The organism is Serratia sp. CY40230, assembly GCF_052168835.1.
GTDB classification, from domain to species: domain Bacteria; phylum Pseudomonadota; class Gammaproteobacteria; order Enterobacterales; family Enterobacteriaceae; genus Serratia; species Serratia nematodiphila.
On the sequence record NZ_JBJNLX010000004.1, the window covers coordinates 51,767 to 77,863 of the forward strand.

Sequence of the window (26,097 nt, forward strand, 5' to 3'; positions counted from 1 at the left end):
GCGCTTCAGCGCTGGCCCGCAGGGTGAGGCCTCTGGCCGAATAATCGAACGCAGTTCGATGGAGAGTCCAGTCCCTGAAAAGCAAAAACCCAGCCATAGGCTGGGTTCTCTAAATATGGTGCCCGGACTCGGAATCGAACCAAGGACACGGGGATTTTCAATCCCCTGCTCTACCGACTGAGCTATCCGGGCAACGGGCAGCATTAAACCGTATTGGCCGAAAGCCGTCAACGGCTTTATGCGTGAAATACGCGAAAATGCCTCCGGTTGCTGGCTTTTCAGGCAAAGGGCGCAAAAAATGCGCCTGTTGTGGCTATCGCCTCGGGTTGGTGGCGCTGCCAACCCTGCCGATTCAGCTCAGCGCCCCGTTGCGGCGGCACTGCGCCACCTGCAAGATGTCTTCCGCCAGCCGTTTGGCGACCGATACGTCCTGGAGCTGGCGTTTTACCAGCAGTTTGCTCAGGCAACCTTCCTGAATCAGCTCCATTTGCTGCGCCACCATGTCGGCGTCGTCGGCGTCCATGTCGCGCAGCAGTTCGCGGGTCAGCTCCAGCGAGGTCAGCTTTTGTTGCTCCGCCAGCTGGTGGATCGGGTGGTCCGTTTCCGGGAAGAAGCTGCAGGCGGCGATAAACAGGCAGCCGGGATAGCGGTCTTGCTGCACGTATTCTGCCAGCACGTCATAGCGCGCCAGCAGCTTTTGCTGCGGGCTCAGATTTTCGTCCAGCAGCAGCTGGCGGCGCCAGGTGTCGATCTGTTGGCCGTGGTAGCGCAGGCAGTCGTACAGCAGCGCTTCGCGATCCGGCCAGAACCGTTTGAGATCGCCGGGTTGAACGTCGAGTTTTTCCGCCAGCATCTCTAATGTGGCGGTCGCCAGGCCCTGTTGTTCCAACAGGCCCAGCGCGGTATCAAGGACGTGTTCACGTTGCACTTGTGCTTCCTCCCATTCGCTTCCGATCTTCAGTGTCAGTTATCGCATCACTTTCTGCAAATGCGCGTTGAAGGCTTCCGCCTTCATAAAACCGGTGACCCGCTGCGCCGTCAGTTCCTGGCCCGCCGGATCGAAGAACAGGATCGTCGGCAGCCCCAGCACCTGCAGATGCTTCAGCAGCGCCGCCTGTTCTGCGCTGTTGGCGGTCACATCCGCCTGCAGCAGCACCGCGTTGGCCAGGCTCGCCTGCACCGCCGCATCGCTGAAAGTGTATTTCTCGAACTCTTTACAGGCTACGCACCAGTCGGCGTACAGATCGAGCATCACCGGCTTGCCCCGCGCCTGTTGCAGCGCCAGATCGAGCTGTGCGACGTTGTTGATGCGGGTAAAGGCCAGGTGCGGCTGAGCGGCCTGCTGCGCCTGGTCGGCGCCGAAAGCCCAGTCCTGCAGCGGCCGTGCGGCGATCACCGCCGCCGCCAGCAGCAGCAGTTGCAAGGCGCGAGCCCAGCCGCGCGCGCTTCTCAGGCTCAGGGCGAAGGCCCAACCGAAGAACGCCAGGCCGAGCAGGCTCCACAAACGCATGCCCCACAGATCGCCGATCACTCGCTCCAGCAGGAACACCGGCAGCGCAAGAATGACGAAGCCGAAGGCCTCTTTCACGTACTGCATCCACGGGCCGCTGCGCGGCAGCAGGCGGTTGCCGAACAGGGTGACGATCACCAGCGGAATGCCCATCCCCAGCGCGTACAGGTACAGCGTGCCGCCGCCGGCCCACAGATTGCCGCTCTGGGCGATATACAGCAGGATGGCGCTGAGCGGCGCGGTGGTGCAGGGCGAGCAAATCAGCCCGGCCAGGGCGCCCATCAGGAACACGCCGGTCAGCGAGCCGCCGCGCTGGGTGTTGCTCCAGTTAGCCAGCCGGGTTTGCAGTGCGGAAGGCAGCTGCAGGGAATAGAGGCCGAACATCGACAGCGCCAGGGCGATGAACAGCACTGACAGGCCGATCAAGACATAAGGATGTTGCAGCGCCGCCTGGAACTGCAGCCCGGCGGCGGCCACCACCAACCCGAGCAGGGTATAGGTCAGCGCCATGCCCTGCACGTAAACCACCGCCAGTGCCAGAATGCGGCCGCTGCTTTGCGGCCGGTCGCGGCCGAGGATGATGCCGGAGATCAGCGGGTACATCGGCAGCACGCACGGCGTGAAGGCGATGCCGATGCCGATCAGCAATGCCCACAGCGGCGAAAACGGCAGGCTGGCCGGTGCGGCGGGCGCTTCAGCCGGTGCAGCGGCCGGGAGCGGGGCGGCAGCGCTTGCGCTGACGGCATCCAGCGGGATGACCCGGGTTTCCGGCGGATAGCAGAAGCCGGCCTCGGCGCAGCCCTGATAGGTGACGCTGAGGCTGGCGTTGGCCGCTGCCTGTTGCAGCGGCACCTGCAGATTAAGCTGCTGCTTGAAGATGGCGACTTCGCCGAAGAACTCGTCCTTGTGGCTCAATCCTTCCGGCAGGGTAAAGGCGCCGAGCGTCGCCTGCTGTGGCACCAGTTTGATCTGCTGACGATACAGGTAATAGCCGGGGCGGATCTGCCAGTTCAGCGTTACCTGGTTGCCTTGCTGTTTGAAATCGAAAGCGAAGGCCCGATCGACGGGCACGAACTGGCTGCCGCCCGTCAGCGCGAACAGTGAAGCCTGCGCCGCCTGCGGCAGGAAGAACAGGCTGCACAGCAGCAAAATCAGTTTAATGAAGCGTTGATCCATAACAGGTAGTCTTTATCTCCGGCCATCACCGGCAATACCAGCAGCTCGGGCGTCTGGTAGGGGTGATGTTGTTTCAGGGTGTCGAGCAGGGCCTGCTGACGGCGGCGATCGCTTTTGAACAGCATCTGCACCTCGTATTCCTGTTCCAGTTTCCCTTCCCAGTAATACAGCGAGGTGGCGCCGGGCAGCAGCGTGGCGCAGGCCGCCAGCTTATCGCCCAGGATCCGCGCCGCCAGTTCCTGGGCGCTGGCTTCATCGGGTGCGGTACAGAGTATGACGACAGCTTCGCAATCAGACATCTTCAGCCCTCTCATCGGTTCGAATGGGCACTATACCCTGAAGGCGGATTGGCTAGAAGGCGAGTTTATCGCCAGAAGGAAAACCGGGGCCGCAGCCCCGGTCGAAGCGTTACAGCATGACGCTGCCGAGCAGGAAGCCGAATACCACCGCGAAGATCACGCCCATGGTGCCGGGAATGAAGAACGGATGGTTGAACACGAAGCGGCCGATGCGCGTGGTGCCGGTATCGTCCATCTGCACCGCGGCGACCAGCGTCGGGTAGGTCGGCAGGATGAACAGGCCGGAAACGGCGGCGAAGGAGGCGACGGCGGTCAGCGGCGACACGTTCAGCGCCAGCGCCATCGGCATCAGCGCCTTGGCGGTGGCGGCCTGCGAGTACAGCAGCGCCGAGCAGAAGAAGAAGATCACCGCCAGCAGCCACGGGTGCGCCTGAATGACGCTGCCGGCCGTCTCTTTGATCCAGTCGATGTTGGCCTGCACGAAAGTATCGCCCAGCCAGGCGACGCCGAGGATACAGATACAGGCGCTCATGCCGGCCTTGAAGGTGCTGGAGTTCAGCACCATGTCGGTGTCGACGCGGCACAGCAGGGTGGTCAGCGTGGCGACGCTCAGCATGATGATCAGAATGGCGTTGGTGGTGTTCATCAGCGGCTTGGCCACCAGGCCCAGGCCCGGGCTGTTGATGATGGCGTAGGCCACCACGCACAGTACGCCCAGCAGGAACAGCAGCACCGAGGCTTTGGCGCGCGGTTTGATCGCCAGCGCGTTGTTGCCGCGCAGGGTGATCAGGCCCTCTTCCAGGCGTTTCAGGTAGACCGGATCGTTAGACAGCTTGGAGTCGAACAGCCAGGTCACCAGCAGCGACATCACCAGCACGGCGCAGAAGGTGGACGGGATCACCACCATCAGCAGGTGCAGGTAACTGACGCCGTGGCCTTCCATCACCGAAGACATGTACACCACCGCGGCGGAGATCGGCGAGGCGGTGATGGCGATCTGGGCGGAGACGACGGCGGTCGACAGCGGCCGGCAAGGTTTGATGCCCTGTTCTTTCGCCACCTCGGCGATCACCGGCAGCGCCGAGAGCGAGATGTTGCCGGTGCCGGCGAAGATGGTCAGGAAGTAGGTGACGATAGGGGCGAGAATGGTGATATGTTTGGGGTTCTTGCGCAGCAGCTTTTCGGTCTGCTGCACCAGATAGTCCATCCCCCCGGCGACCTGCATGGCGGAGATCGCCGCGATCACCGCCATGATGATGGAAATCACGTCGAAAGGGATGCTGCCTGGCTTGACGCCGATCAGCGCCAGGACCAGAACGCCCAACCCCCCCGCGAACCCGATACCGATACCGCCCAACCTGGCCCCTAAAAAGATGGCCAGCAGAACGATAACCAATTCCAAGGCTAGCATAGTGTTTACTCCTTAAAATGAGAGAAATTGAAAATCAAACGTTAAAATTTTGTGGGCGCCTAAAAGTAAAAAGGCACGCTATCCAGAGGATTTAGCGTGCCTTTCAGGGCTACCGGGTAGGTCTGTTATTGTTCATTTTCATCCGTATAGCGTTTGGCTTTATAGGCCGGGTGCATCAGGTTCTCCACGGAGAAGATGTCATCCAGCTCGGCTTCGGTCAGCAGGCCGCGTTCCAGCACCACTTCACGCACGCTCTTGCCGGTTTCGGCGCAGATCTTCCCGACGATGTCACCGTTGTGGTGGCCGATGAACGGGTTCAGATAGGTGACGATACCGATCGAGTTGAAGACGTAGTGTTCGCAGACTTCTTTATTCGCGGTGATGCCGTTAATGCATTTTTCCAGCAGGTTGTAGCAGGCGTTGGTCAGGATGTGGATCGACTCGAACATCGCCTGGCCGATCACCGGCTCCATCACGTTCAACTGCAGCTGGCCCGCTTCGGCCGCCATGGTAACGCAAGTGTCGTTGCCAATCACCTTGAAACACACCTGATTGACCACTTCCGGCACCACCGGGTTCACTTTGGCCGGCATGATGGACGATCCCGCCTGCAGCTCCGGCAGGTTGATTTCGTTCAGGCCGGCGCGCGGGCCGGAGGAGAGCAGGCGCAGGTCGTTACAGATTTTGGACAGTTTCACCGCCAGGCGTTTGAGCGCGCTGTGCACCATCACGTAGGCGCCGCAGTCGGAGGTGGCTTCGATCAGGTCTTCTGCCGGTACCACCGGCAGGCCGCTGACTTCCGCCAGTTTTTGCACCGCCAGCGGCTGGTAGCCTTCCGGGGTGTTGAGCGCGGTGCCGATGGCGGTGGCGCCCAGGTTCACTTCCAGCAGCAGCTCCGCGGTGCGGTGCAGGTTGCGGGTCTCTTCGTTCAGCAGCACGCTGAAGGCGTGGAATTCCTGGCCGAGGGTCATCGGCACCGCGTCCTGCAGCTGGGTGCGGCCCATTTTCAGGATGGTTTCGAACTCTTTCGCCTTGCGATCGAAGCCTTCGCGCAGCTGGTTGATGGCGTCGATCAGTTTCTGGTTGGAGGCGTACACCGCGATGCGGAACCCGGTCGGGTAGGCGTCGTTGGTGGACTGGCATTTATTGAGGTGATCGTTCGGATTCAGGTACTGGTATTCGCCTTTTTGGTGGCCCATCAGCTCCAGGCCAATGTTCGCCAGCACTTCGTTGGTGTTCATGTTCAGCGAGGTGCCCGCGCCGCCCTGGAATACGTCCACCGGGAACTGATCCATGCACTTGCCTTTATCCAGCACCTCGTCGCAGGCCTGGATGATCACGTCGGCGATTTTGCGCGGAATGGTTTTGAGTTCTTTGTTGGCCATCGCCGCGGCCTTTTTCACCATCACCATGCCGCGAACGAACTCGGGGACATCGCTGATTTTGCTGTTGCTGATGTAGAAGTTTTCAATCGCACGCAGAGTGTGAACTCCGTAGTAAGCGTCTGCGGGGACTTCACGTGTTCCTAACAGGTCTTCTTCGATACGAATGTTGTTTGACATGAGAACCTTCTCTATGTGTTGCTGCCGAATTAATAATTTGTCAGGTCAAGGCTAAAGGGCACAGCCTAAATTAATATTGCCGAAGGCTTGGGGCGTGAAACGATTAACCAAATCGCCCGTTGCTGCCCAGATCATATGCTGGTTGATAAGAAATGACTGAATCCAGATCACCTTATGGTGTTTAAGGATATGCCCTTTTCCGGTTCTGTGACTTCTTTCACGTTTGTGAACTTTAGCAATAAAAACCGGCTCTCGGTTGAAATGGTGGGGGGATGCCCTCATTGTAATAGCGTCGGCCGTTTACGGCCTCTTTTTTCGCGCCGTCGCCCCGTGGCGGCCGCGCTTTACCTACCGATAGGAGAACCAGGTGCGCTGGTTACCGCTACTGCTGATATTTCTGCTGGCTTACATAGAAATATCCATCTTTATCAAAGTCGCCGCCGTGCTCGGCGTGGCTGTCACCCTGTTGCTGGTGGTGTTCAGCTCCTGCGTCGGCATTTCGCTGGTGCGCAATCAGGGCATGAAAACCTTCGTGCAGATGCAGCAAAAACTGGCGGCCGGCGAAAGCCCGGCGGCGGAAATGGTGAAAAGCGTTTCGCTGGTGCTGGCGGGCTTCCTGCTGCTGATTCCGGGCTTCTTCACCGACTTCCTCGGCCTGCTGCTGCTGCTGCCGCCGGTGCAAAAATCGCTGACGCTGAAGCTGATGCCGCATCTGTCGGTGTATCGCCCCGGCGGTTGGACGGGCGGCGACGCCGCCAACGGCAACACCTTTGACGGCGAATTCCAGCGCAAGGACGACGAGCGCCCGGTGCTGGAACACCGCCCGGACGAGGATCGCAAACCTCACGATCGTTAAGCAAACGCGGCCCAGGCCGCGTTTTTCATCTCTGCGGCACTCGCCGAACCAAAAATGCGAAATTTTTTTCGTTAGCCCCCTTGAAGGGGGCTGGAACGCCCCCATCTCAAATGCCACGAGGCCGGTAATAACAACCATCCGGTGTACAACCCTAAATCTGATAGAGACCTTCTTACAGGAGAGCGTTCAATGAGTATTCGTCCATTGCATGACCGCGTTATCGTCAAGCGCAAAGAAGTTGAATCAAAATCTGCTGGCGGCATCGTCCTGACTGGCTCTGCTGCGGGTAAATCCACTCGCGGTGAAGTGGTTGCAGTGGGTAAAGGGCGTGTGCTGGAAAACGGCAACATCCAACCGCTGGATGTGAAAGTTGGCGATATCGTGATTTTCAACGACGGCTACGGCGTGAAAGCAGAGAAGATCGACAATGAAGAAGTGTTGATCATGTCCGAAAGCGACATTCTGGCAATTGTTGAAGCGTAATTGCGCTTTATCTTCTGAACTGAACGAGTTGAAGGGAAATACCAATGGCAGCTAAAGACGTAAAATTCGGCAATGACGCTCGCGTGAAAATGCTCCGCGGCGTGAATGTTCTCGCTGATGCAGTAAAAGTGACCCTGGGCCCGAAAGGCCGCAACGTAGTGCTGGATAAATCTTTCGGCGCACCGACCATCACCAAAGACGGCGTTTCCGTTGCGCGTGAAATCGAGCTGGAAGACAAGTTCGAGAACATGGGCGCACAGATGGTGAAAGAAGTGGCCTCCAAAGCGAACGACGCGGCGGGCGACGGCACCACCACGGCAACCGTACTGGCTCAATCCATCATCACCGAAGGCCTGAAAGCGGTTGCTGCCGGCATGAACCCGATGGATCTGAAGCGCGGCATCGACAAAGCGGTTGTCGCTGCGGTTGAAGAACTGAAAAAACTGTCCGTACCTTGCTCCGATTCCAAAGCTATCGCTCAGGTGGGCACCATCTCCGCCAACTCCGACGAAACCGTGGGTAAACTGATCGCGGAAGCGATGGAGAAAGTGGGCAAAGAAGGCGTTATCACCGTTGAAGAAGGCACCGGCCTGCAAGACGAGCTGGACGTGGTTGAAGGTATGCAGTTCGACCGCGGTTACCTGTCCCCATACTTCATCAACAAGCCGGAAACCGGTTCTGTTGAGCTGGAAAGCCCGTTCATCCTGCTGGCTGACAAGAAGATCTCCAACATCCGCGAAATGCTGCCGGTGCTGGAAGCCGTTGCCAAAGCAGGCAAACCGCTGCTGATCATCGCTGAAGACGTAGAAGGTGAAGCGCTGGCGACCCTGGTGGTCAACACCATGCGCGGCATCGTGAAAGTGGCTGCCGTTAAGGCGCCTGGCTTCGGCGACCGTCGTAAAGCCATGCTGCAGGACATCGCGACCCTGACTGCCGGTACCGTTATCTCTGAAGAGATCGGTCTGGAGCTGGAAAAAGCCACCCTGGAAGACCTGGGTCAGGCGAAACGCGTTGTCATCAACAAAGACACCACCATCATCATCGATGGCGTGGGCGACGAAGCGACCATCCAGGGCCGCGTTGCTCAGATCCGTCAGCAGATCGAAGAAGCGACCTCTGACTACGATCGTGAAAAACTGCAGGAGCGCGTAGCGAAACTGGCCGGCGGCGTTGCCGTTATCAAGGTTGGCGCAGCGACTGAAGTTGAAATGAAAGAGAAGAAAGCCCGCGTTGAAGACGCCCTGCACGCAACCCGCGCTGCAGTGGAAGAAGGCGTGGTTGCCGGCGGCGGCGTCGCGCTGATCCGCGTTGCAGGCAAAATTGCCGCGCTGAAAGGCGACAACGAAGACCAGAACGTGGGTATCAAAGTTGCGCTGCGCGCAATGGAAGCCCCTCTGCGTCAGATCGTGGTTAACGCCGGTGAAGAAGCTTCCGTTATCGCCAACCAGGTGAAAGCGGGCGAAGGCAGCTACGGCTACAACGCTTACTCTGAAGAATACGGCGACATGATCGCGATGGGTATCCTGGATCCAACCAAAGTGACCCGTTCTGCTCTGCAGTACGCGGCTTCCGTGGCTGGCCTGATGATCACCACCGAATGCATGGTCACCGACCTGCCGAAGGCTGACGCACCGGATCTGGGCGCAGCAGGCGGCATGGGTGGCATGGGCGGTATGGGCGGCATGATGTAATCATCCCCCACACGCTTGTGTGCTGAGAACCCCGGTCAAACGACCGGGGTTTTTTTTATCTTAAAAATCAATAAAAAGAATGTTTGTTTAGCGTGTTATTAGTTCACTGAATGAATTATTGCATTATTTTGCTTTTACCCTAAACCGTTGTCGTTTCGTACCGATATAGCCCCTACCGGGCGGGGAATTTTCCCCCGCCGGGGTGACTGTCAACGGAGACGACTTATGCTGAAAAATATGAAAATAGCCACCTGGCTGATGTTGATGCTGTTGCTGCTGGGCTTGATGCCCATGGGAACCGGCGCCATCGCCTTCTATTTCATGCAGCAAAACGGCAACAGCATCGGCAGGATGAGCACTTTCTCCGACGAGGAAGCGGCACTGAACCGCAGCTGGCGTTCCTTGCTGCAAACGCAGACGCTGATCGACAACCTCGCGTTCGAGCGTATGGCGCAGACCAGCAGAGCCGATATTCAGCAGGGCATTGATGAGGCGCGCGGCGAGCTGCGCGGCGCCGATGTCGCTTTCAATCTGTTCTGGGATACGCCGGGCCTGACGGTATCGCGCCCGGAGCTGGGCGAGGCGATGAAAAAGGTCTACCTGGCGCAGCAGAGAGTGCTGAAGCAAGAGTTGACGCTGCTGGCCGAGACGCCGCAGGCATCGTTGATTGAACGGCTGCACGCCATGGCGGCCGAGAAGCGTCAGGTGCGCCAACGGTTGGACGGCCAGTTTGCCGACTACATGCGGGCGACGGTGGCCGCCCACCGTCTGGCGGTGGAGGAGGCGGAGCAGACTCAGAAAGTGTTCGCCCGCCTGCTGAGCGGCACCCTGGCGGCGATCCTGCTGCTGCTGGTCGCCGTACAGCGTGATTTCCGCCGGCGCCTGATCCTGCCGCTGCGCCAGATTGCCGAACACTTGCAAAAGGTTGGGCGTGGCGATCTGCGCAGCAAGATCGTGGCGCGCAGCAACGATGAGATTGGCATGCTGTTCGCCAGCCTGCAGGCGATGCAGCAGGAGCTGACTGCCACCGTGCAGCAGGTGCGTGACGGCGTGGAGTCGATCAACCACGGCACGCATGAGATCGCCGTCGGCAACGCCGATCTCTCCAGCCGCACAGAAGAACAGGCCAGCGCGCTGACGGAAACCGCCGCCAGCATGGAACAGATCACCGCTACGGTGCGGCAAAACGCCGATAACGCCAACCAGGCCGCCGGGATGGTCAATCAGACCGCCGGCATTGCCCGCAACGGCGAAACGCTGATGGCCAGCGCGGTCGACAAGATGCGGGCGATCAACGACAGCGCGCGTCAGGTGGGGGATATTACCAGCGTGATCGACGGCATCGCCTTCCAGACCAACATTCTGGCGCTGAACGCCGCCGTCGAGGCCGCGCGCGCCGGGGAGCAGGGGCGGGGTTTTGCGGTGGTGGCCGGCGAAGTGCGCAACCTGGCGCAGCGCTGCGCGACTTCGGCCAAGGAGATCAGCAGCCTGGTCGACGGCGTCACCGGCGATATCGCCGCCGGCGTGCGACTGGTGGAACAGGCGGGTGAGACGATGAATGCTATCGTCGGCTCGGTGAACCAGGTGACGTCGCTGATGGATAACATCTCGTACGCGTCGCAAGAGCAAAGCAAGGGCGTTGAGCAGGTCGGGGTGGCGGTGACCCAGATGGATCAGGTAACCCAGCAGAATGCCGCGCTGGTGGAAGAGGTGGCGACCACCGCCGTCGGCGTGGAGGAGCAGGCGGCCCTGCTGGCGCAGGCGGTGGCGGTATTCCAACTGGCGGGAGAGCCTGAAGCGTCGGCTTCGGCGGCCGGTGCCGGCTGGGTATAATGCCGCCGCTCTGTATTTGATGATATTTTTGCCGCCCGGGGCGATTTAGCTGGTAAACTGGTTAGTCATCAGCTGTCGCTCAAGACGTTGGCCCGCTCGCGCGGCAACGGATGCTTAAGAGATGGCATCGCTTTCTGATAAGCTTTTGCGTAATTCTCAACATCGAATGGGGAACAAGATGCGGATTAAAGCCTTACTGGGTCTTTCGGCAGCGGTGCTGCTGGCGGGTTGCAGCACCACTCATGAACTGACCGCTGCGGGTCAGCAGATCAAGTTCACCGACAGCAAGCCGGCGGCGGAATGCCAGCTGCTGGGGGAAGTGACCGGCACCCAGAGCAACTGGCTGTCCGGCAACGGCGGTGAGGGCAGCTCCATGCGCGGTGCGGCCAACGATCTGCGCAACAAGGCGGCGGCAATGGGCGGCAACGTGATCTACGGCGCCAACAGCCCAAGCCAGAACCTGCTCTCCAGCTTCGCGCCGCTGGACAGCAAAATGGTCGGCCAGGTTTACAAGTGCCCGTAAGGCGCTGAGGCCAAACGCCGCACAGAGATAAAAAAAGAGGAATGCCACGGCATTCCTCTTTTCGTTCCATCAGGCCATGTGACGCGCATCACTCCTGCATCAGGCGCAGGTCGATCGGTGTTTTGCTCGGTTCGCCGCCCACTTCACGCGTCAGGCGCGGCACCAGATAACCGGACACCTTGCTCAGCAGCGCCTGCATGATGACGCGCGCTTCATCGTCGCTGACCATGAAGTGCGCCGCGCCCTGCACCTTGTCCAGCACGTGAATGTAGTAGGGCAGGATGCCGGCGTCGAACAGCGCGTTGCTGAGCGCGGCCAGCGTGTCGGCGTCATCGTTGACGTCGCGCAGCAGCACGCTTTGATTGAGCAGCGTGACGCCGGCGAGGCGCAGCTGAGCCATGGCGCTCTGCAGCTCGCGGTCGATTTCGTTGGCGTGGTTGATATGCGTGACCATCAGCACCTGCAGGCGCGAGGCCGACAGCAGGCGGCACAGCGCCGGCGTAATGCGCGCCGGGATCACCACCGGCAGACGGGTGTGAATGCGCAGGCGTTTCAGGTGCGGGATGGTCTCCAGCTCGCCGACCAGCCACTCCAGCTCGCTGTCTTTGGCCATCAGCGGATCGCCGCCGGAAAAAATGATTTCGTCCAGTTCCGGGTGTTGGCGGATATAATCCAGCGCCTGCCGCCAGTTGTTCTTGTTGCCCTGATTATCCTGATAGGGGAAGTGGCGGCGGAAGCAGTAACGGCAGTTGACCGCACAGCCGCCTTTGACCAGCAGCAGCGCGCGATTGCGGTATTTGTGCAACAGGCCCGGCACCACGCTGCGCTGCTCATCGAGCGGATCGGTGGTGAACCCTGGGGCGTTGATGAACTCCTCTCTGGCGGTCAGCACCTGGCGCAGCAGCGGGTCGTTGGCATCGCCGGGGCGCATGCGCGCAGCGAAGGCGCGCGGCACGCGCAGGGCAAACAGCCGGCGGGCATCGCGCCCCTGCGGCAGTTCCGGGTGCGTATTCAGTGACAAAAGCTGCAGTAATTCATCGGGATCGGTAATAACATCGGCGAGTTGATGCAACCAATCTTCTCTATGTGCCGTACTTTGGGTTATAATGTGTGCCATTTTTTTGGCTAAGCTACCAGTTCAAATATTCAGAGGGCCATCATGGCGACTTATTCTAGCAACGATTTCCGTCCGGGTCTTAAAATCATGTTCGAGGGCGAACCTTACGCCGTCGAAGCCAGTGAGTTCGTTAAGCCGGGCAAAGGCCAGGCGTTTGCACGCGTGAAAATGCGCCGTCTGCTGACCGGCACCCGCGTGGAAAAAACCTTCAAGTCTACCGATTCTTGCGAAGGCGCAGACGTGATGGACACCAACATGAACTACCTGTACAGCGACGGTGAGTTCTACCACTTCATGCACCCTGAGTCTTTCGAACAGCATCAGGTTGACGGCAAAACCGTCGGCGACGCGGCCAAATGGCTGCAGGATAACGCAGAGTGCATCATCACCCTGTGGGATGGCCGTCCAATCGCCGTTCAGCCGCCGAACTTTATCGAAGCGGAAATCACCGATACCGATCCTGGCCTGAAAGGCGATACCGCAGGGACTGGCGGCAAGCCGGCGACCCTGAGCACCGGCGCCGTGGTAAAAGTGCCGTTGTTCGTCCAGATCGGCGAAGTGATCAAGGTTGACACTCGCTCTGGCGAATACGTCTCTCGCGTTAAGTAAGTTTCAAAACAGAGGAACCCCCGCGGTTCCTCTGTTTTATCCCATCCTCGTTCGTTGGCAGAAAATCCGCATGTTCAAGAAAACGCTGTTGGCCGTGCTCTCCCTGTTGTTCCTTTTCTCCCTCAGCAGTTGCAATACGTTTCGCGGTTTCGGCGAAGACGTTCAGCATCTCGGCGGCGCCATCTCCCGCACGGCCAGCTGATCCCGCCTTTAACCCGATGTATTTGCGCCACAAAGCCGGTCTCGATCCCACACCCTCCGTCAATTTTGACTACGCTTAGAAAGCCGTACTTTTTCATCAACGACAAATAAGGACTTTCTTATGCTGAAGAAAAGTATTATCGCGATCTTCTCTTTGATGATTTTGAGCTCGCTGACCGCCTGCAATACCACCCGCGGTGTGGGTGAAGACATTCAGGCCGGCGGCAAGGCTATTCAGCGCAGCGCGGAATAATCCGCATTCCACCCGGCGGCGTTCCGGCTGCGGAGAGCCGCCACATTTCTATCCCTTGCTTGAGCGTTAACGCTGCTGCTATCCTGCCGCAGTGCGGGTGAGGTTACCCGCCGTTCATCACCCCGCTGAACGGGACGACCCGTTTACGCGTCATTTTATCGGGGACGACCCCAGTGGTAGGGAGGCCGTCTCATGGCCTGGATTATTCTGCTTATCGCCGGTTTGCTCGAAGTGGTTTGGGCTATCGGTCTGAAATACACCCACGGTTTTACCCGGCTGACGCCGAGCATTATCACCATCGCCGCGATGGTGGTCAGCATGTTGCTGTTGGCCAACGCCATGAAAACGCTGCCCGCCGGCACCGCCTACGCGGTGTGGACCGGCATCGGCGCGGTGGGCGCGGCCATCATGGGCATGGTGCTGTTGGGGGAATCGACCAATATCGCGCGCATCATCAGCCTGTGCCTGATCGTGGTCGGCATCCTCGGGCTGAAGTTCAGCAGTCACTGATCGGCGGACTGCTGCACCCAGATCAGCTTGTCAGTGGCGAAACCGTAGCCTTTGGCTGTCTGCAATAAACGGTCGCGCACGGCGGCGTCAAGCGTCGGCGTGCGCGACAGGATCCACAGATAGTCACGGTTCGGGCCGCAAACCAGCGCATAGCGGTAGTCCGGGTCCAGGGCAATCACGTTATAGCCGCCGTAGAAGGGGCCGAAGAACGACACTTTCAGCGCCGCGACCTGCGGTGAACCGATAAAGTAGGCTTTGCCTTCGCTTTCTTGCCATTGCTGTTTCTGCGGATTGAAGCCGCGATTGATGACTTTCAGTCCGCCGTCGGCACGCGGGCTGTAGTGGGCGGTCACCTGCTGTAAACCGCGTTCAAAGCGATGATTCAGACGTGCAATCTCATACCAGGTGCCGAGATAGCGCTGGCTGTCGAAAGGGGTCACGACCTTGATGTCTTTAGGCGGGGAGACGCTGCAAGCGACGGAGAGCAGGGCGGAAAGCATGACGCTAAGCTTTGACCATAAACGCATCGGTGGCTCCTGTTTACCGGGGGCGAGTAGACAGTGTAGCCGATGAGAAAAGGGCGGCCAACGGGCGTTGGCCACCCGAGCGGTTTACAGCGTGACGACGCCGATGACGGTGACCACGCTAAGGATCGCCGCCAGACCGTAGAACACCCACTTGCCGGCCGGCACGTGGATCTTCAGATCGTGCATCGCATGGTGGATGCGGTGCAGGCCGCACCACAGCGGCAGAATGATCATCAGCAGCAGGAACAGGCGGCCGATCAGGCTCTGGCAGAACGCCAGCACGCGCTCGTAACCCAGCGCCTCACCGGGGAACAGCCCCAGCGGCAGCAGAATGCCGACCAGCAGTACGATGGCCGGCGCGACGATCGCGCCCCACATGCCGCCAGCGCCGAACAATCCCCAGAAAACCGGCTCGTCGGAGCGTTTAGGTGCTTGATTTATCATGTTTCCTCCGGATTAGATCAGGGCCACGGCCAGGATGACCACGCTGACGACGATGGTGACGGCCCACAGCCCTTTCACGATGGGGCCCGGCCCCATTTTCTCGCTGTTGACCACGATATTGGCGGCCTTCGGCGCCAGATCGAACCAGGTTTTGGTATGCAGCGCCGCCGCCAGCAGGGCGACGACGTTGATCAACAGCACCAGCGGATTCTGCAAGAAACCGACGAAGCCGGCCCAGCTCTCGGCGCCGCCCTTCAGCGCAAACACGCCGTAGAGCAGCACGATGCTGAACCACACCGCCAGCACCGAGGTGCCTTCGCGCAGCATGTAGAAACGGTAGAAGCCGAGCTTTTGCCACCAGGTGGGTGTCATGGTGCGCACATAGGGCTTACGTTGAGTTGTCATGGCAATTTTTCTCCCTTATTGCGGCTTCAGCATGGCGATCATGAAGTCTTTGGCGCTCTCCACCTTGCCCTGCTGGATGGCGGCGGCGGGATCGACGTGTTTCGGGCAGACTTCAGAGCAATAGCCGACGAAGGTGCAGCTCCAGACGCCGTTTTGGCCGTTGAGCTGCGGCATGCGCTGTTTCTTGCCGTGGTCGCGGTTGTCCAGGTTATAGCGGTGCGCCAGCGTGATCGCCGCCGGGCCGATAAACTCGGGGTTGAGGCCGAACTGCGGGCACGCGGCGTAGCACAGGCCGCAGTTGATGCAGCCGGAGAACTGGTGGTATTTGGCCATCTGCGCCGGGGTCTGCACGTTCGGGCCATCCTCCGGTTTGCGATCGTTGCCGATGATGTACGGTTTGATCGCCTCCAGGCTTTCGATGAAGTGGGTCATGTCCACCACCAGATCGCGCTCGATCGGGAAGTTGCCCAGCGCTTCGACCTTCATGCCGCCGACGTAGTCGCGCAGGAAGGTTTTGCACGCCAGCTTCGGCACGCGGTTGACCATCATGCCGCAGGAGCCGCAGATCGCCATGCGGCAAGACCAGCGGTAGGAGAGGTCTGGCGCCAGGTTATCCTTGATGTAGCCCAGCGCATCAAGCAGCGAGGTCTGTTCATCATAAGGCACGGCGTAAGTGACGAAATGCGGCTCGGCGTCACTTTCCGGGTTATAGCGCATGACGTCGATCTTCAGGGTTTGCATCTCAGCCATTTGCCTGCTCCTTATTCTTTTTCTCCTGCGCTTCGGCTTCTGCGCCGTAGACGCGTTTGGCCGGCGGCAGCTTGGTGATTTTCACGTCGCTGTATTCGAGACGCGGCGCGCCCTGCGGGTTGTGGAACGCCAGCGTATGCTTGAGGAAGTTGACGTCGTCACGCTCGGTGCAGCCTTCGTCCAGGCGCTGGTGGGCGCCGCGCGACTCTTTGCGGTTAAATGCGGAGTGCGCCATGCATTCGGCGACGTCCAGGCCGTAGCCCAGCTCGATGGTGTACAGCAGATCGGTATTGAACACGCTGGTGTTGTCGGTGATTTTGACGCGTTTGAAGCGCTCTTTCAGCTCGGCCAGCTTATCGATGGTTTTTTGCATCAGCTCCGGCGTGCGGTAGATGCCGCAGCCTTCTTCCATCGACAGCCCCATTTCGTCGCGGATCTTCGCCCAGTTTTCGTTGCCTTCCTGCTTCATCAGGTTGCCCAGGCGGGTTTCGACGTCGCGGGTTTGCGCATCCAGCGCGGCGCCGTTGGCCGGCGCGGTTTCCAGCGCGCGGCGCGCCGCGTGCTCACCGGCGACGCGGCCGAATACCACCAGTTCCGCCAGCGAGTTGGAGCCGAGACGGTTGGCGCCGTGCAGGCCGACGGAGGAACATTCGCCGACCGCGAACAGCCCCTTGATGCGGGTTTCGCAGTTCTGGTCGGTTTCAATGCCGCCCATGGTGTAGTGCGCGGTAGGGCGCACCGGGATCGGATCTTTCACCGGATCGACGCCGACGTAGGCTTTGGCCAGTTCACAGATGAACGGCAGCCGCTCCAGCAGCTTTTTCTCGCCCAGATGGCGCAGATCGAGGTAGACCACGTCGCCGCGCGGGGTGGCGATGGTGCGGCCGGCGCGCCATTCGTGCCAGAAAGCCTGCGACACTTTATCGCGCGGGCCCAGCTCCATGTATTTGTTTTTCGGCTCGCCCAGCGGGGTTTCCGGGCCCATGCCGTAGTCTTGCAGGTAGCGGTAGCCATCCTTGTTCACCAGAATGCCGCCTTCGCCGCGGCAGCCCTCGGTCATCAGGATGCCGGAACCGGGCAGGCCGGTCGGGTGATACTGCACGAACTCCATGTCGCGCAGCGGTACGCCGTGGTGGAACGCCATGCCCATGCCGTCGCCGGTGACGATGCCGCCGTTGGTGTTGTAGCGGTAAACGCGCCCGGCGCCGCCGGTGGCCATCACCACCGCGTTGGCGCGGATCTGCACGCGGGTGCCTTCCATCATGTTGAGCGCCACCAGGCCGCGCGCCTGGCCGTCATCCACCAGGATATCCAGCACGAAGTGCTCGTCGAAGCGTTGAATTTGCGGGTATTTCAGCGAGGTCTGGAACAGGGTGTGCAGCATGTGGAAGCCGGTCTTGTCGGCGGCGAACCAGGTGCGTTCGATCTTCATGCCGCCGAAACGCCGCACGTTGACCGAACCGTCCGGTTTGCGGCTCCACGGGCAGCCCCATTGTTCGAGCTGGGTCATCTCGCGCGGGCACTGATGCACGAAGTGATCGACCACGTCCTGCTCGCACAGCCAGTCGCCGCCGGCGACGGTGTCGTGGAAGTGGTAGTCGAAGGTATCGTGATCCTGAGTGACGGCGGCGGAGCCCCCCTCGGCGGCGACCGTGTGGCTGCGCATCGGGTAGACCTTCGAGATCAGCGCGATTTTCAGTTGGGGATTGGCTTCCGCTGCGGCTATTGCTGCACGTAAACCAGCGCCCCCGGCCCCAATAATGGCAAGATCGGCGTTAAAGGTTTGCACTGCATTCCTCCAATGTTCTTGTTAAGAACGGCAAGTTAAATATCTATGCTTAAAATTTAGCGAACTCTTCGGGTGCTAACTAATTGAACCGATTAATGTTGCTTAAAGGTTAAGGATAGATATCTCCCACCAATAATGGGGAATTAACTATACCTAAAGTTAAGTAGTCGAAATTTGATGTGATCGATTGTTTTGTCGATTAACGCTTGCCCAACAGGCTTGCCTGCCTTTTCGCGCGTTCGGCGTGCTTTACCCTTTTTAACGCGCTTTTGCCGCCTATTTATCGGAAATTGGCGTTATGGCCGGTTGCGCATCGTGAAGAATTTGTTTGGCTGCAAGGATGCGAGTAGACTGCATCCCCTGTTTGATTTCGGAGTTAATTACCATGAGCGAAACGGCAAGCTGGCAGCCTAGTGCACCCATCGCCAATTTGTTGAAACGCGCAGCGATTCTGGCTGAGATCCGGCGTTTCTTCGCCGATCGTGGCGTGCTGGAAGTTGAGACGCCCACCATGAGCCAGGCGACGGTCACCGACGTTCACCTGTTCCCGTTCGAGACGCGTTTCGTCGGGCCGGGGGCGGCAGAGGGCCTGACGCTATACATGATGACCAGCCCGGAATATCACATGAAGCGCCTGCTGGCGGCGGGCAGCGGCCCGATCTACCAAATGGGGCGCAGCTTCCGCAATGAAGAGGCCGGGCGGCACCATAACCCCGAATTCACCATGCTGGAGTGGTACCGTCCGCACTACGACATGTACCGCCTGATGAATGAGGTGGACGATCTGCTGCAACAGGTGCTGGACTGCGAGAGCGCGGAGACCCTGTCCTATCAGCAAGCGTTCCTGCGCCATCTGGACATCGATCCGCTGTCGGCGGAGAAGGCGCAGCTGCGCGAAGCTGCGGCCAAACTCGATCTGAGCAACATCGCCGATACCGAAGAAGATCGCGATACGCTGCTGCAGCTGCTGTTCACCGTGGGCGTGGAACCGCATATCGGCCGTGAAAAGCCGGCGTTCGTTTACCACTTCCCGGCCAGCCAGGCGGCGTTGGCGGAGATCAGCACCGAAGACCACCGCGTGGCGGAGCGTTTTGAGGTGTACTTCAAGGGCATTGAGCTGGCGAACGGTTTCCGCGAGCTGACCGACGGCCGTGAACAACAGCAGCGCTTCGAGCAGGACAACCGCAAACGCGCGGAGCGCGGTCTGCCGCAGCAACCGATCGACTACAACCTGTTGGCGGCATTGCAGCACGGCATGCCGGAATGTTCCGGCGTAGCGCTGGGCGTGGATCGTCTGGTGATGCTGGCGCTGGGCGCCGAGAGCCTGAGCGACGTGTTGGCCTTCCCGGTCGGGATCGCCTGACGTTTCAGGCGGTGAAAAAAGCAAAAAGGGTCGGCATTTGCCGACCCTTTTTTTATCGCGAGAAGCGCTTACAACCCCCCGGCGTCGCGCTTGGTGTTCGGCGCCGGCGTAGACGGCGGCGTACGGCCGTTGTTGGTCAACCGCGACAGCGTCTCGGTGCGCACCTGGAACGGCGGGTACGGCAGCGTGATGCCGTGCTCGCGATAGCCCGCCAGGATCAGCTGGTGGATCTCGTGGCGCAGCGGCATGCGGTGGCCCATCTCGGCGGCGTAAATACGCATCTCGAAGATCTGGATGCCCTGTTGCAGATCGACCAGGTAAACCTCCGGCGCCGGATTATCCAGCACCAGCGAACAGCGCTCGGCGGCGTTCATCAGGATCTTGGTCACCTCCTCGCTGTTGGCTTCGCCCGGCGCCGGTACGGTCAGCACCACACGGGTCAGGGTGTCCGACAGCGACCAGTTGACGAACTGTTCGGTGATGAACGCTTTGTTCGGCACGATGATCTCTTTGCGATCCCAGTCCGAAATGGTGGTGGCGCGGGTATTGATCTTGGTGACGGTGCCGGTCAGGTTGCGGATCGTCACGGTGTCGCCGATGCGGATCGGTTTCTCGAACAGGATGATCAGGCCGGAGATGAAGTTGGAGAAGATCTCCTGCATGCCGAAGCCCAACCCCAGACTGAGTGCGGTAACCACCCACTGCAGTTTTGACCATTCGATGCCGATCCAGGCGAAGCTGAGCACCGCGCCGAACAGCAGCAGCAAGTACTTGGTGATGGTGGTGATGGCGTAGCCGGTGCCCGGCGACAGATCCAAGTGCTGCAGCACCGCCAGCTCCAGCAGCGCCGGCAGGTTGCGCACCAGCTGCATGGTGATGATCAGCACCAGAATAGCGATCAGCACCGCGCCGAGGGTGATCGGATGGGCGGTCTCTACGCCGTTGACCGTCGAAGTCACGTCCCACAGCGAGATGTTTTCCAGGAAGGCGAACGCGGAGTGGATCTCCGACCACAGCACGATCACCGACACCAGCGCGATCAGCGTTAGGATCGACCGCACCAGCCGCAGCGACTGGGCGCTGATGGTGTCCAGATCGAAGTCCGAATCGTCCGGATCGATGGCGCCTTCGGTGCTGTTCGGGGTGTGCGAGGTTTCGTCTTCGCCGCGGGCGCGCTGGGCCAGGATGTCGGCGCGGCGCTGTTTGGCGCGATCGAAGGCGATGCGCCGCCGTTGGATCAGCATCCAGCGGCGGATGATGTGGTAGATGACCAGCAACAGGAACCAGATCGCCACCGAGGTCTCCAGGCGCGCCAACAGCGCCTGCGCGGTGGTGAGGTAACCGACGGTCGACGCCAGCGCCGCCAGCAGCGGCGCCGACAGCAGCAGCCCCCAGAAGGCGCTGTTGAGCATGTTGTCGCCGGAGCCGTTTTTATCCAGATACAGCGGAATGCCGGCGCGTTTCAGGCTGTGGGTGACCAGCGCCAGCGCCAGACACAGCAGGATGAAGCACAGCCGCCCCAGGGTGTTGGCGAACTCGCGTTCTTTCAGGCTATCGAAGGTGATCAGCGCCATGATCAGCGGCACGATCAGCCAGATCGACATCTTGTAGTAACGCATGGCGCGCGAAACCTGCTTCGCCGGCCAGCGGAAGTGCACGATGAACAGCCCCTGCGGGTGGGCGAAGGCGGCGCAGATCATGCAGATCCACAGGATCGGCAGCGTGGCGGTCACCCCTTTGCCGATCGCTTCCGCCACCGGGTAGTTCCAGGCGCTTTGCAGGCCGTAACCGAGCGCGGCCCACAGCACCGGCAGTGGCATCGCCACCAGAATCGACCAGAACACGGTGCGCACCGTGAGGAAGAATTCGTCCTGCGTCACCTTGCCGACGCGGCTGCTCGCGCGCTCGAGGAAGGCGTGATAGTGCTTGCGTGAACTGATGCTGAAAATCACCAGCAGCAGGGCGCCGAAGATCGGGATCAGCGTTTCGCGGCTGGTCACCATCATCATGAAGGCGCCGCCGAGCTGCGACAGCGTGTCCAACGACAGGACGCGCGTCAGATCGTGCGCCACGTTGAGCGGATAAGAGAAGTTGATCGGATTGACGTCCGGCACCCAGAACAGATAGCGGTGGGTGGCGTCGCGAATTTCGTTCAACGCTTCGATCAGCTGGGTGTTGGCCACCTTCAGCTTGGTCAGCTCGAGGATTTGGGTGTCGCACCCGGACAACAACGAGTTGAGCAGCTCGCGCTGGGTGCGCAGCTGGGCATCGACGATGCGTTGCTCCTGGCTGGTCAGCGCGCTGCCGTCGTCGCGCTTGAATTCGCGCTGCGACAGCTTTTCCAGCTGATTTTCAAACTGCAGGCGCTGCACGCGCAGCTGGGCCATGTCGCCGTCCAGCTGTTGCGGCTTGGGCATTTCCGGCAGCGTCGCCACCTGGGCGCGCAGGGTTTCCCCCAGCGCCGACGACGAGCCGAGCCACTGGGCCTGTTCGATGATGGTGCTCAGCGCCTGGCGCACCTGCAGCGTCTGCGCCGCCGCCTGCCGCTGCTGCGACGAAATCAGATCCATGCGCTGCGCCTGGCTGTTCAGCGCAGCGGACAGTTCGCGGTTGATCTGCAACTGCTGGCTGATGCTTCTTGGCAAGTCGCCGTTCTGCTCGGCCAACTGCTCGGTTCTTTCCAGCGCCAGCTCCGCTTCGCGTTGGCGCTGGGCATTGAGGTTGTTGCGCAGCGCCTGCAGCTGCACGTCTATTTTCTCGTGGCGCTTTTTATAGACCTCGGCGCGCATGCGCGCCAGCTCCTGCCGGTTGTTGGCCGACAGTTGCGCCAGCTCCAGCTCGTCCACTTTGGCTTTGCGCGCCGCGGCTTCGGCCTGCAGCAGGGCCAGGGCGGCCTGCGCGTACGGCGTGGTCGGGTTGGCAGGCTGCGCCTGCAGGCGGCGCTGCACTTCCGTCAGCGCACGGCGAGCGTCGGTCTGCTGCTGCGGCAACTGGCCGAGCGAATCGCTGATTTCCCGCGTGCGATCCTGCTCTTGCTGCAGCAGGCGCGCCTGTTCCAGCAGCAAGCTGCTGGTTTGCAGGATCTGCTGTTCCAGCTCGGCGGCCGGCAGATCGTCGCCGTTCGGCAGGATCTTGTTGCTTTCCAGCACCAGTTGACGGCGCAGCTCCTGCGTCATCTTCGGAAAATCGTCGATCACCCTCTGATACTGCTCGGAGCGAGTCTGCGACTCTTTACGCTCCGTCAGCCAGTTGAGGGCGCTTTGCAGCGCCTCGGTGGTCTCCGCCTGATTCGGCGCGTTTTTGCTGCTCTCCGCCTGCTTCAGCTCCTGTTTGAGCTGGGTCTCGGTCGGCACGGGGGCGGCCAGCGCCGGTTGCCACAACAGGCAACCGAGCAAAAGCGTGATGAAAAGGCGCACGGCGTCGATTCCTTTAGATCGGGGTCTGTGGTGTTTCAGCGGCGGCCGGGATTTCGGCGAAGGCTTCACCCATGCGGGTGACGGTGCCGTTATGCAGCTGCGGCGCAAACTGCACGCTGCCTGCGGTAAACAGGTTGATCACCGTGGAGCCGAGTTTGAAACGGCCCATCTCGGCGCCTTTTTCCAATGTGATGGCGCCTTCTTCACCAGCGGCCGGGTAGGTCCAGCGCTTGATAATGCCTTCGCGCGGCGGCGTGACGGTGCCGGCCCAGACGGTTTCAATGCTGCCGACGATGGTGGCGCCGACCAGGATTTGCACCATCGGCCCGATGTCGGTGTCGAAGACGCAGATCACGCGCTCGTTGCGTGCGAACAGGTTAGGCACGTTGGCGGCGGTGAGCGGGTTGACCGAGAACAGATCGCCCGGCACATAGATCATTTCGCGCAGCACGCCGGCGCACGGCATGTGGACGCGGTGATAGTCGCGCGGCGCCAGGTAGGTGGTGGCGAACAGGCCGTTGCGGAACGGCTCGGCCAACAGGTAGTTGCCGGCCAGCAGCGCTTCCAGGCTGTAGTGGTGGCCTTTGGCCTGGAAGATTTGGTCCTCGCGGATAGGGCCGAGCTGGCTGATGGCGCCATCGGCGGGCAGCGCCAGCCAGTTGGCGTCGGTGATGATCGGGCGCGCGCCATCGCGCAGCGGGCGCACGAAGAAATCGTTGAAGGTGGCGTAAGACGCCAGGTCCGGGTTTTGCGCTTCCTGCATGTCCACGCGGTAGTAGCGGGCGAAGGTTTTGACCACCAGTTGGGTCAGCCAGCCGGCACGTTTGTCGGCGCCCCAGCCCGCCAGGCGGGTCAGCGCCAGCTTCGGCAGCCAATATTGCAGTTTAATCTTGATGCTATCCAGCACGTTAACCTCGTGAATCAGGGTAAAGGGCGCGCATTGTAACGAGGGCTCCGCCGTCGTCAATGCCCGCCCGTCAGTGTCAGTCTGCGGCGTCCGTGAAGTTCTTGCGAACCTTCACCTGCGCCATGCTTTCCAGAATGCGGTGGTAGTTGTCGAAACGCTCTTCCGCGATATCGCCTTTCTCCATCGCCGCGCGGATAGCGCAGCCGGGATCGGTATCGTGGCGGCAGTCGCGGAATTTGCAACCGCCTAAATAATCACGGAATTCGACAAAGCCGCGGGTAATTTGTTCCGGCTCCAGGTGCCACAGGCCAAACTCGCGCACTCCGGGGGAGTCGATCACGTCGCCGCCGTGCTGGAAGTGGTACAGCCGCGCGGCGGTGGTGGTATGTTGCCCGAGGCCCGAGACGTCGGAAACCTGATTTACCAGAATTTGCTCTTCAGACGGCGGCAGCAGCGCGTTCAGCAGGCTGGATTTGCCGACCCCCGACTGGCCGGCAAAGATGCTGATGCGCCCGGCCAGCGCCTGTTCGAACTCCGCCATGCCTTCCCGCGTTTGGCTGGAGACTTCCAGCACCCGGTAGCCAATTTTGCGATAGATATCCATCATGCCGTCGACCAGCTTGCGCGCTTCGGCGTCCAGCAGGTCAATTTTGTTGAGCACGATCAGCGGCTCGACTTCGAGCGTTTCGCAGGCCACCAGATAGCGGTCGATGATGTTCAGCGACAGCTCGGGCAGGATCGCCGACACGATGACGATCTGATTGATATTGGCGGCGATCGGCTTCACGCCGTCGTAGAAATCCGGGCGCGTCAGCACCGAGGTGCGTTCGTGCACCGCTTCCACAATGCCTTTTACCCCTTCATGGGCGCCCAGGCCGGGGCGCCATACCACGCGATCGCCGGTCACCAGCGAACGCAGCGTGCGGCGGATGTTGCAGCGGTGCTGAGTGCCATCCGGCGCCTCAACGTCGGCGTGCATGCCGAAACGGCTGATGACGACGCCTTCCTGCGGCTCGCCCAGTTGGGAATCATCAGGTTCCGGTTTGTTGTCAGCGCGCTTCAGACGGCGCTGATGGTTCGCCTGCACGCGGCGTTGCTGGCCTTTGGACAGTTTGTTCTTACTCACTGCGCCTCACTTGAATCGGTTTTATACCTTTACGTATACGCACAGCTGCGGCGGGGAGTTGCCCCCGGCGCAGCCTTGAACCCGTCAGGGTATATGTCGCCCAAGGCGACCAAAAAGACTATGATACACGCTATTTTATATTAAATAACCGTTGTTAGCCGCCGGCTGCGGCGCGTTGCCACCGGCGGCGCCCGTCGTCTCGTCCGCACAGCGTTTTTCTCTCGGCTTTTAGGCAGGAAACATCATGACAGGAAACGAAAATAACCTGATTTGGATCGATTTGGAGATGACCGGGCTGGATCCCGAGCGTGACCGCATTATCGAGATCGCCACGCTGGTCACCGACGCCAACCTGAACATCCTGGCGGAAGGGCCGGTGATCGCCGTGCACCAATCCGACGAGCAGCTGGCCTTGATGGACGAGTGGAACGTGCGCACCCATACCGGTAGCGGGCTGGTGGAGCGGGTGAAAGCCAGCCGCCAGGACGATCGCGCCGCCGAGCTGGAAACCATCGCCTTCCTGCAGCAATGGGTGCCGGCCGGCAAATCGCCGATCTGCGGCAACAGCGTGGGCCAGGATCGCCGTTTCCTGTTCCGCTACATGCCGGAGCTGGAGGCCTACTTCCATTACCGCTACCTGGACGTCAGCACGCTGAAGGAACTGGCACGCCGTTGGAAGCCGGAAATTCTCGGCGGCTTTAAGAAGCAGGGCACCCATCAGGCGCTGGATGACATCCGCGAATCGGTGGCCGAACTGGCTTATTACCGCGAACATTTCATTCAGCTTTAAGGCGATGGCGGCCCCTGCGGGGAAAAAACGCCGTTTTTAGCCGCTTAATTCGCCAATCTGGCGCTTTAATCGGCAATCAAACAAAAATCGCGTTTTTTTGCTTTCAGGGGCTTGCGGCAAAAAGGATTTCTCGTATAATGCGCACCCCGTACCGATGAAGAATTTCGTAACGTTCCACCATCGATACGCCGGGCGGGAATAGCTCAGTTGGTAGAGCACGACCTTGCCAAGGTCGGGGTCGCGAGTTCGAGTCTCGTTTCCCGCTCCAAATTCAACAATGTCGCGATGCGGCATGATGAATAAATAAAGCAGTATCAAGCAGTACCTATGCGACGCGGGAATAGCTCAGTTGGTAGAGCGCAACCTTGCCAAGGTTGAGGTCGCGAGTTCGAGCCTCGTTTCCCGCTCCAAAAATTCAAAGGTCACGCCAGTGTTTGGTGACCGGATGCCGAAAGCATCTCTATGCGGGAATAGCTCAGTTGGTAGAGCACGACCTTGCCAAGGTCGGGGTCGCGAGTTCGAGTCTCGTTTCCCGCTCCAATTTTC

The 26,097-nt window shown here is 60.3% G+C and carries 25 protein-coding genes and 4 tRNA genes; 14 read left to right on the forward strand and 15 right to left on the reverse strand.

Annotated elements, in window-relative coordinates; genetic code table 11:
* Positions 1-116 precede the first annotated feature (116 nt).
* The 6 genes from ACJ8IJ_RS14855 to aspA all read right to left on the reverse strand — a co-directional run bounded on the left by ACJ8IJ_RS14855 (position 117) and on the right by aspA (position 5,958).
* A tRNA-Phe gene (locus ACJ8IJ_RS14855) sits at positions 117-192 on the reverse strand.
* A gap of 160 nt (positions 193-352) precedes the next feature.
* Positions 353-928, reverse strand: a complete 576-nt coding sequence (dicD, locus tag ACJ8IJ_RS14860) for a division control transcriptional repressor DicD (RefSeq protein WP_015376374.1) — start codon at positions 926-928, stop codon at positions 353-355.
* Between the two features lie 39 nt (positions 929-967).
* Complete coding sequence (locus tag ACJ8IJ_RS14865; protein ID WP_442518759.1) at positions 968-2,686, reverse strand: protein-disulfide reductase DsbD; 1,719 nt, start codon at positions 2,684-2,686, stop codon at positions 968-970.
* Entirely contained in the window at positions 2,662-2,985 is a 324-nt protein-coding gene (gene cutA / locus ACJ8IJ_RS14870) for a divalent cation tolerance protein CutA (protein WP_131164174.1), read from the reverse strand. Before cutA ends, ACJ8IJ_RS14865 begins: the two co-directional genes overlap by 25 nt.
* Positions 2,986-3,094: 109 nt before the next feature.
* A complete protein-coding gene (locus ACJ8IJ_RS14875; protein ID WP_004929658.1) occupies positions 3,095-4,396 on the reverse strand; it encodes an anaerobic C4-dicarboxylate transporter in 1,302 nt (433 codons plus the stop codon).
* Between the two features lie 125 nt (positions 4,397-4,521).
* On the reverse strand, positions 4,522-5,958 hold the full coding sequence (gene aspA / locus ACJ8IJ_RS14880) for an aspartate ammonia-lyase (RefSeq protein ID WP_004929659.1): 1,437 nt from the start codon (positions 5,956-5,958) through the stop codon (positions 4,522-4,524).
* 367 nt (positions 5,959-6,325) lie between these two features.
* On the opposite strand from aspA, the gene ACJ8IJ_RS14885 reads away from it, so the two are divergent.
* The 5 genes from ACJ8IJ_RS14885 (at position 6,326) to ACJ8IJ_RS14905 (ending at position 11,344) form a co-directional block, all read left to right on the forward strand.
* Positions 6,326-6,814, forward strand: a complete 489-nt coding sequence (locus tag ACJ8IJ_RS14885; protein WP_004929660.1) for an FxsA family protein — start codon at positions 6,326-6,328, stop codon at positions 6,812-6,814.
* A 189-nt stretch (positions 6,815-7,003) separates the two neighbouring features.
* A complete protein-coding gene (locus ACJ8IJ_RS14890; RefSeq protein WP_004929661.1) occupies positions 7,004-7,297 on the forward strand; it encodes a co-chaperone GroES in 294 nt (97 codons plus the stop codon).
* A 44-nt stretch (positions 7,298-7,341) separates the two neighbouring features.
* Positions 7,342-8,988 (forward strand): chaperonin GroEL, encoded by a 1,647-nt coding sequence (gene groL / locus ACJ8IJ_RS14895; protein WP_004929662.1) that lies wholly within the window; start codon positions 7,342-7,344, stop codon positions 8,986-8,988.
* A 225-nt stretch (positions 8,989-9,213) separates the two neighbouring features.
* Entirely contained in the window at positions 9,214-10,821 is a 1,608-nt protein-coding gene (locus ACJ8IJ_RS14900; protein WP_442518760.1) for a methyl-accepting chemotaxis protein, read from the forward strand.
* 178 nt (positions 10,822-10,999) lie between these two features.
* The gene (locus ACJ8IJ_RS14905) at positions 11,000-11,344 is read left to right on the forward strand and encodes a DUF4156 domain-containing protein (protein ID WP_004929664.1); all 345 of its coding nucleotides are present in this window, start codon (positions 11,000-11,002) and stop codon (positions 11,342-11,344) included.
* An 88-nt stretch (positions 11,345-11,432) separates the two neighbouring features.
* On the opposite strand, the gene epmB is transcribed toward ACJ8IJ_RS14905, so the two are convergent.
* A complete protein-coding gene (epmB, locus tag ACJ8IJ_RS14910) occupies positions 11,433-12,461 on the reverse strand; it encodes an EF-P beta-lysylation protein EpmB (RefSeq protein ID WP_004929665.1) in 1,029 nt (342 codons plus the stop codon).
* Positions 12,462-12,503: 42 nt separating this feature from the next.
* Here epmB and efp point away from each other — a divergent pair, with 42 nt between their 5' ends.
* The 4 genes from efp to sugE all read left to right on the forward strand — a co-directional run bounded on the left by efp (position 12,504) and on the right by sugE (position 14,034).
* Positions 12,504-13,070, forward strand: coding sequence for an elongation factor P (gene efp / locus ACJ8IJ_RS14915; protein WP_004929666.1), 567 nt, complete (start codon positions 12,504-12,506; stop codon positions 13,068-13,070).
* A 70-nt stretch (positions 13,071-13,140) separates the two neighbouring features.
* A complete protein-coding gene (locus ACJ8IJ_RS14920) occupies positions 13,141-13,272 on the forward strand; it encodes an entericidin A/B family lipoprotein (protein WP_004929667.1) in 132 nt (43 codons plus the stop codon).
* A 120-nt stretch (positions 13,273-13,392) separates the two neighbouring features.
* Positions 13,393-13,524 carry an entericidin A/B family lipoprotein gene (locus ACJ8IJ_RS14925; protein ID WP_004929668.1) on the forward strand — a complete coding sequence of 44 codons (132 nt, stop codon included), beginning with the start codon at positions 13,393-13,395 and terminating at the stop codon, positions 13,522-13,524.
* A gap of 192 nt (positions 13,525-13,716) precedes the next feature.
* Positions 13,717-14,034 carry a quaternary ammonium compound efflux SMR transporter SugE gene (gene sugE / locus ACJ8IJ_RS14930; protein ID WP_004929669.1) on the forward strand — a complete coding sequence of 106 codons (318 nt, stop codon included), beginning with the start codon at positions 13,717-13,719 and terminating at the stop codon, positions 14,032-14,034.
* On the opposite strand, the gene blc is transcribed toward sugE, so the two are convergent.
* The 5 genes from blc to frdA form a co-directional block, all read right to left on the reverse strand.
* The gene (gene blc / locus ACJ8IJ_RS14935; RefSeq protein WP_442518761.1) at positions 14,028-14,561 is read right to left on the reverse strand and encodes an outer membrane lipoprotein Blc; all 534 of its coding nucleotides are present in this window, start codon (positions 14,559-14,561) and stop codon (positions 14,028-14,030) included. The genes sugE and blc overlap by 7 nt on opposite strands.
* A gap of 84 nt (positions 14,562-14,645) precedes the next feature.
* Positions 14,646-15,005 (reverse strand): fumarate reductase subunit FrdD, encoded by a 360-nt coding sequence (gene frdD, locus ACJ8IJ_RS14940; protein WP_004929672.1) that lies wholly within the window; start codon positions 15,003-15,005, stop codon positions 14,646-14,648.
* 12 nt (positions 15,006-15,017) lie between these two features.
* Positions 15,018-15,410 carry a fumarate reductase subunit FrdC gene (gene frdC / locus ACJ8IJ_RS14945; protein WP_004929673.1) on the reverse strand — a complete coding sequence of 131 codons (393 nt, stop codon included), beginning with the start codon at positions 15,408-15,410 and terminating at the stop codon, positions 15,018-15,020.
* Positions 15,411-15,425: 15 nt separating this feature from the next.
* On the reverse strand, positions 15,426-16,160 hold the full coding sequence (locus ACJ8IJ_RS14950) for a succinate dehydrogenase/fumarate reductase iron-sulfur subunit (RefSeq protein WP_004929676.1): 735 nt from the start codon (positions 16,158-16,160) through the stop codon (positions 15,426-15,428).
* Entirely contained in the window at positions 16,153-17,949 is a 1,797-nt protein-coding gene (gene frdA, locus ACJ8IJ_RS14955; protein ID WP_015376381.1) for a fumarate reductase (quinol) flavoprotein subunit, read from the reverse strand. The genes ACJ8IJ_RS14950 and frdA overlap by 8 nt, the downstream gene beginning before the upstream one ends.
* A gap of 385 nt (positions 17,950-18,334) precedes the next feature.
* On the opposite strand from frdA, the gene epmA reads away from it, so the two are divergent.
* On the forward strand, positions 18,335-19,312 hold the full coding sequence (gene epmA / locus ACJ8IJ_RS14960) for an elongation factor P--(R)-beta-lysine ligase (RefSeq protein WP_004929681.1): 978 nt from the start codon (positions 18,335-18,337) through the stop codon (positions 19,310-19,312).
* Between the two features lie 68 nt (positions 19,313-19,380).
* Here the strand turns inward: epmA and mscM are convergent, their stop codons facing one another.
* From mscM to rsgA, 3 genes are all read right to left on the reverse strand, one after another.
* The gene (mscM, locus tag ACJ8IJ_RS14965; RefSeq protein WP_154870214.1) at positions 19,381-22,728 is read right to left on the reverse strand and encodes a miniconductance mechanosensitive channel MscM; all 3,348 of its coding nucleotides are present in this window, start codon (positions 22,726-22,728) and stop codon (positions 19,381-19,383) included.
* A 13-nt stretch (positions 22,729-22,741) separates the two neighbouring features.
* Positions 22,742-23,635, reverse strand: coding sequence for an archaetidylserine decarboxylase (gene asd / locus ACJ8IJ_RS14970; RefSeq protein WP_049188083.1), 894 nt, complete (start codon positions 23,633-23,635; stop codon positions 22,742-22,744).
* A 76-nt stretch (positions 23,636-23,711) separates the two neighbouring features.
* Positions 23,712-24,761, reverse strand: a complete 1,050-nt coding sequence (gene rsgA, locus ACJ8IJ_RS14975; protein ID WP_033638924.1) for a small ribosomal subunit biogenesis GTPase RsgA — start codon at positions 24,759-24,761, stop codon at positions 23,712-23,714.
* A gap of 244 nt (positions 24,762-25,005) precedes the next feature.
* Here rsgA and orn point away from each other — a divergent pair, with 244 nt between their 5' ends.
* From orn to ACJ8IJ_RS14995, 4 genes are all read left to right on the forward strand, one after another.
* The gene (gene orn / locus ACJ8IJ_RS14980) at positions 25,006-25,551 is read left to right on the forward strand and encodes an oligoribonuclease (RefSeq protein WP_004929689.1); all 546 of its coding nucleotides are present in this window, start codon (positions 25,006-25,008) and stop codon (positions 25,549-25,551) included.
* 192 nt (positions 25,552-25,743) lie between these two features.
* Positions 25,744-25,819, forward strand: a tRNA-Gly gene (locus ACJ8IJ_RS14985).
* A gap of 66 nt (positions 25,820-25,885) precedes the next feature.
* Positions 25,886-25,961, forward strand: a tRNA-Gly gene (locus ACJ8IJ_RS14990).
* A 54-nt stretch (positions 25,962-26,015) separates the two neighbouring features.
* Positions 26,016-26,091: transfer RNA gene (locus ACJ8IJ_RS14995), tRNA-Gly, on the forward strand.
* The last annotated feature ends 6 nt before the right edge of the window (positions 26,092-26,097 follow it).

Coding starts and splice junctions, on each gene's coding strand:
- ACJ8IJ_RS14865 (WP_442518759.1), bottom strand. CDS start 2,686: ATGGATCAACGCTTCATTAAACTGATTTTGCTGCTGTGCAGCCTGTTC.
- cutA (WP_131164174.1), bottom strand. CDS start 2,985: ATGTCTGATTGCGAAGCTGTCGTCATACTCTGTACCGCACCCGATGAA.
- ACJ8IJ_RS14875 (WP_004929658.1), bottom strand. CDS start 4,396: ATGCTAGCCTTGGAATTGGTTATCGTTCTGCTGGCCATCTTTTTAGGG.
- aspA (WP_004929659.1), bottom strand. CDS start 5,958: ATGTCAAACAACATTCGTATCGAAGAAGACCTGTTAGGAACACGTGAA.
- ACJ8IJ_RS14890 (WP_004929661.1), top strand. CDS start 7,004: ATGAGTATTCGTCCATTGCATGACCGCGTTATCGTCAAGCGCAAAGAA.
- groL (WP_004929662.1), top strand. CDS start 7,342: ATGGCAGCTAAAGACGTAAAATTCGGCAATGACGCTCGCGTGAAAATG.
- ACJ8IJ_RS14900 (WP_442518760.1), top strand. CDS start 9,214: ATGCTGAAAAATATGAAAATAGCCACCTGGCTGATGTTGATGCTGTTG.
- ACJ8IJ_RS14905 (WP_004929664.1), top strand. CDS start 11,000: ATGCGGATTAAAGCCTTACTGGGTCTTTCGGCAGCGGTGCTGCTGGCG.
- epmB (WP_004929665.1), bottom strand. CDS start 12,461: ATGGCACACATTATAACCCAAAGTACGGCACATAGAGAAGATTGGTTG.
- efp (WP_004929666.1), top strand. CDS start 12,504: ATGGCGACTTATTCTAGCAACGATTTCCGTCCGGGTCTTAAAATCATG.
- ACJ8IJ_RS14920 (WP_004929667.1), top strand. CDS start 13,141: ATGTTCAAGAAAACGCTGTTGGCCGTGCTCTCCCTGTTGTTCCTTTTC.
- ACJ8IJ_RS14925 (WP_004929668.1), top strand. CDS start 13,393: ATGCTGAAGAAAAGTATTATCGCGATCTTCTCTTTGATGATTTTGAGC.
- sugE (WP_004929669.1), top strand. CDS start 13,717: ATGGCCTGGATTATTCTGCTTATCGCCGGTTTGCTCGAAGTGGTTTGG.
- blc (WP_442518761.1), bottom strand. CDS start 14,561: ATGCGTTTATGGTCAAAGCTTAGCGTCATGCTTTCCGCCCTGCTCTCC.
- frdD (WP_004929672.1), bottom strand. CDS start 15,005: ATGATAAATCAAGCACCTAAACGCTCCGACGAGCCGGTTTTCTGGGGA.
- frdC (WP_004929673.1), bottom strand. CDS start 15,410: ATGACAACTCAACGTAAGCCCTATGTGCGCACCATGACACCCACCTGG.
- ACJ8IJ_RS14950 (WP_004929676.1), bottom strand. CDS start 16,160: ATGGCTGAGATGCAAACCCTGAAGATCGACGTCATGCGCTATAACCCG.
- epmA (WP_004929681.1), top strand. CDS start 18,335: ATGAGCGAAACGGCAAGCTGGCAGCCTAGTGCACCCATCGCCAATTTG.
- orn (WP_004929689.1), top strand. CDS start 25,006: ATGACAGGAAACGAAAATAACCTGATTTGGATCGATTTGGAGATGACC.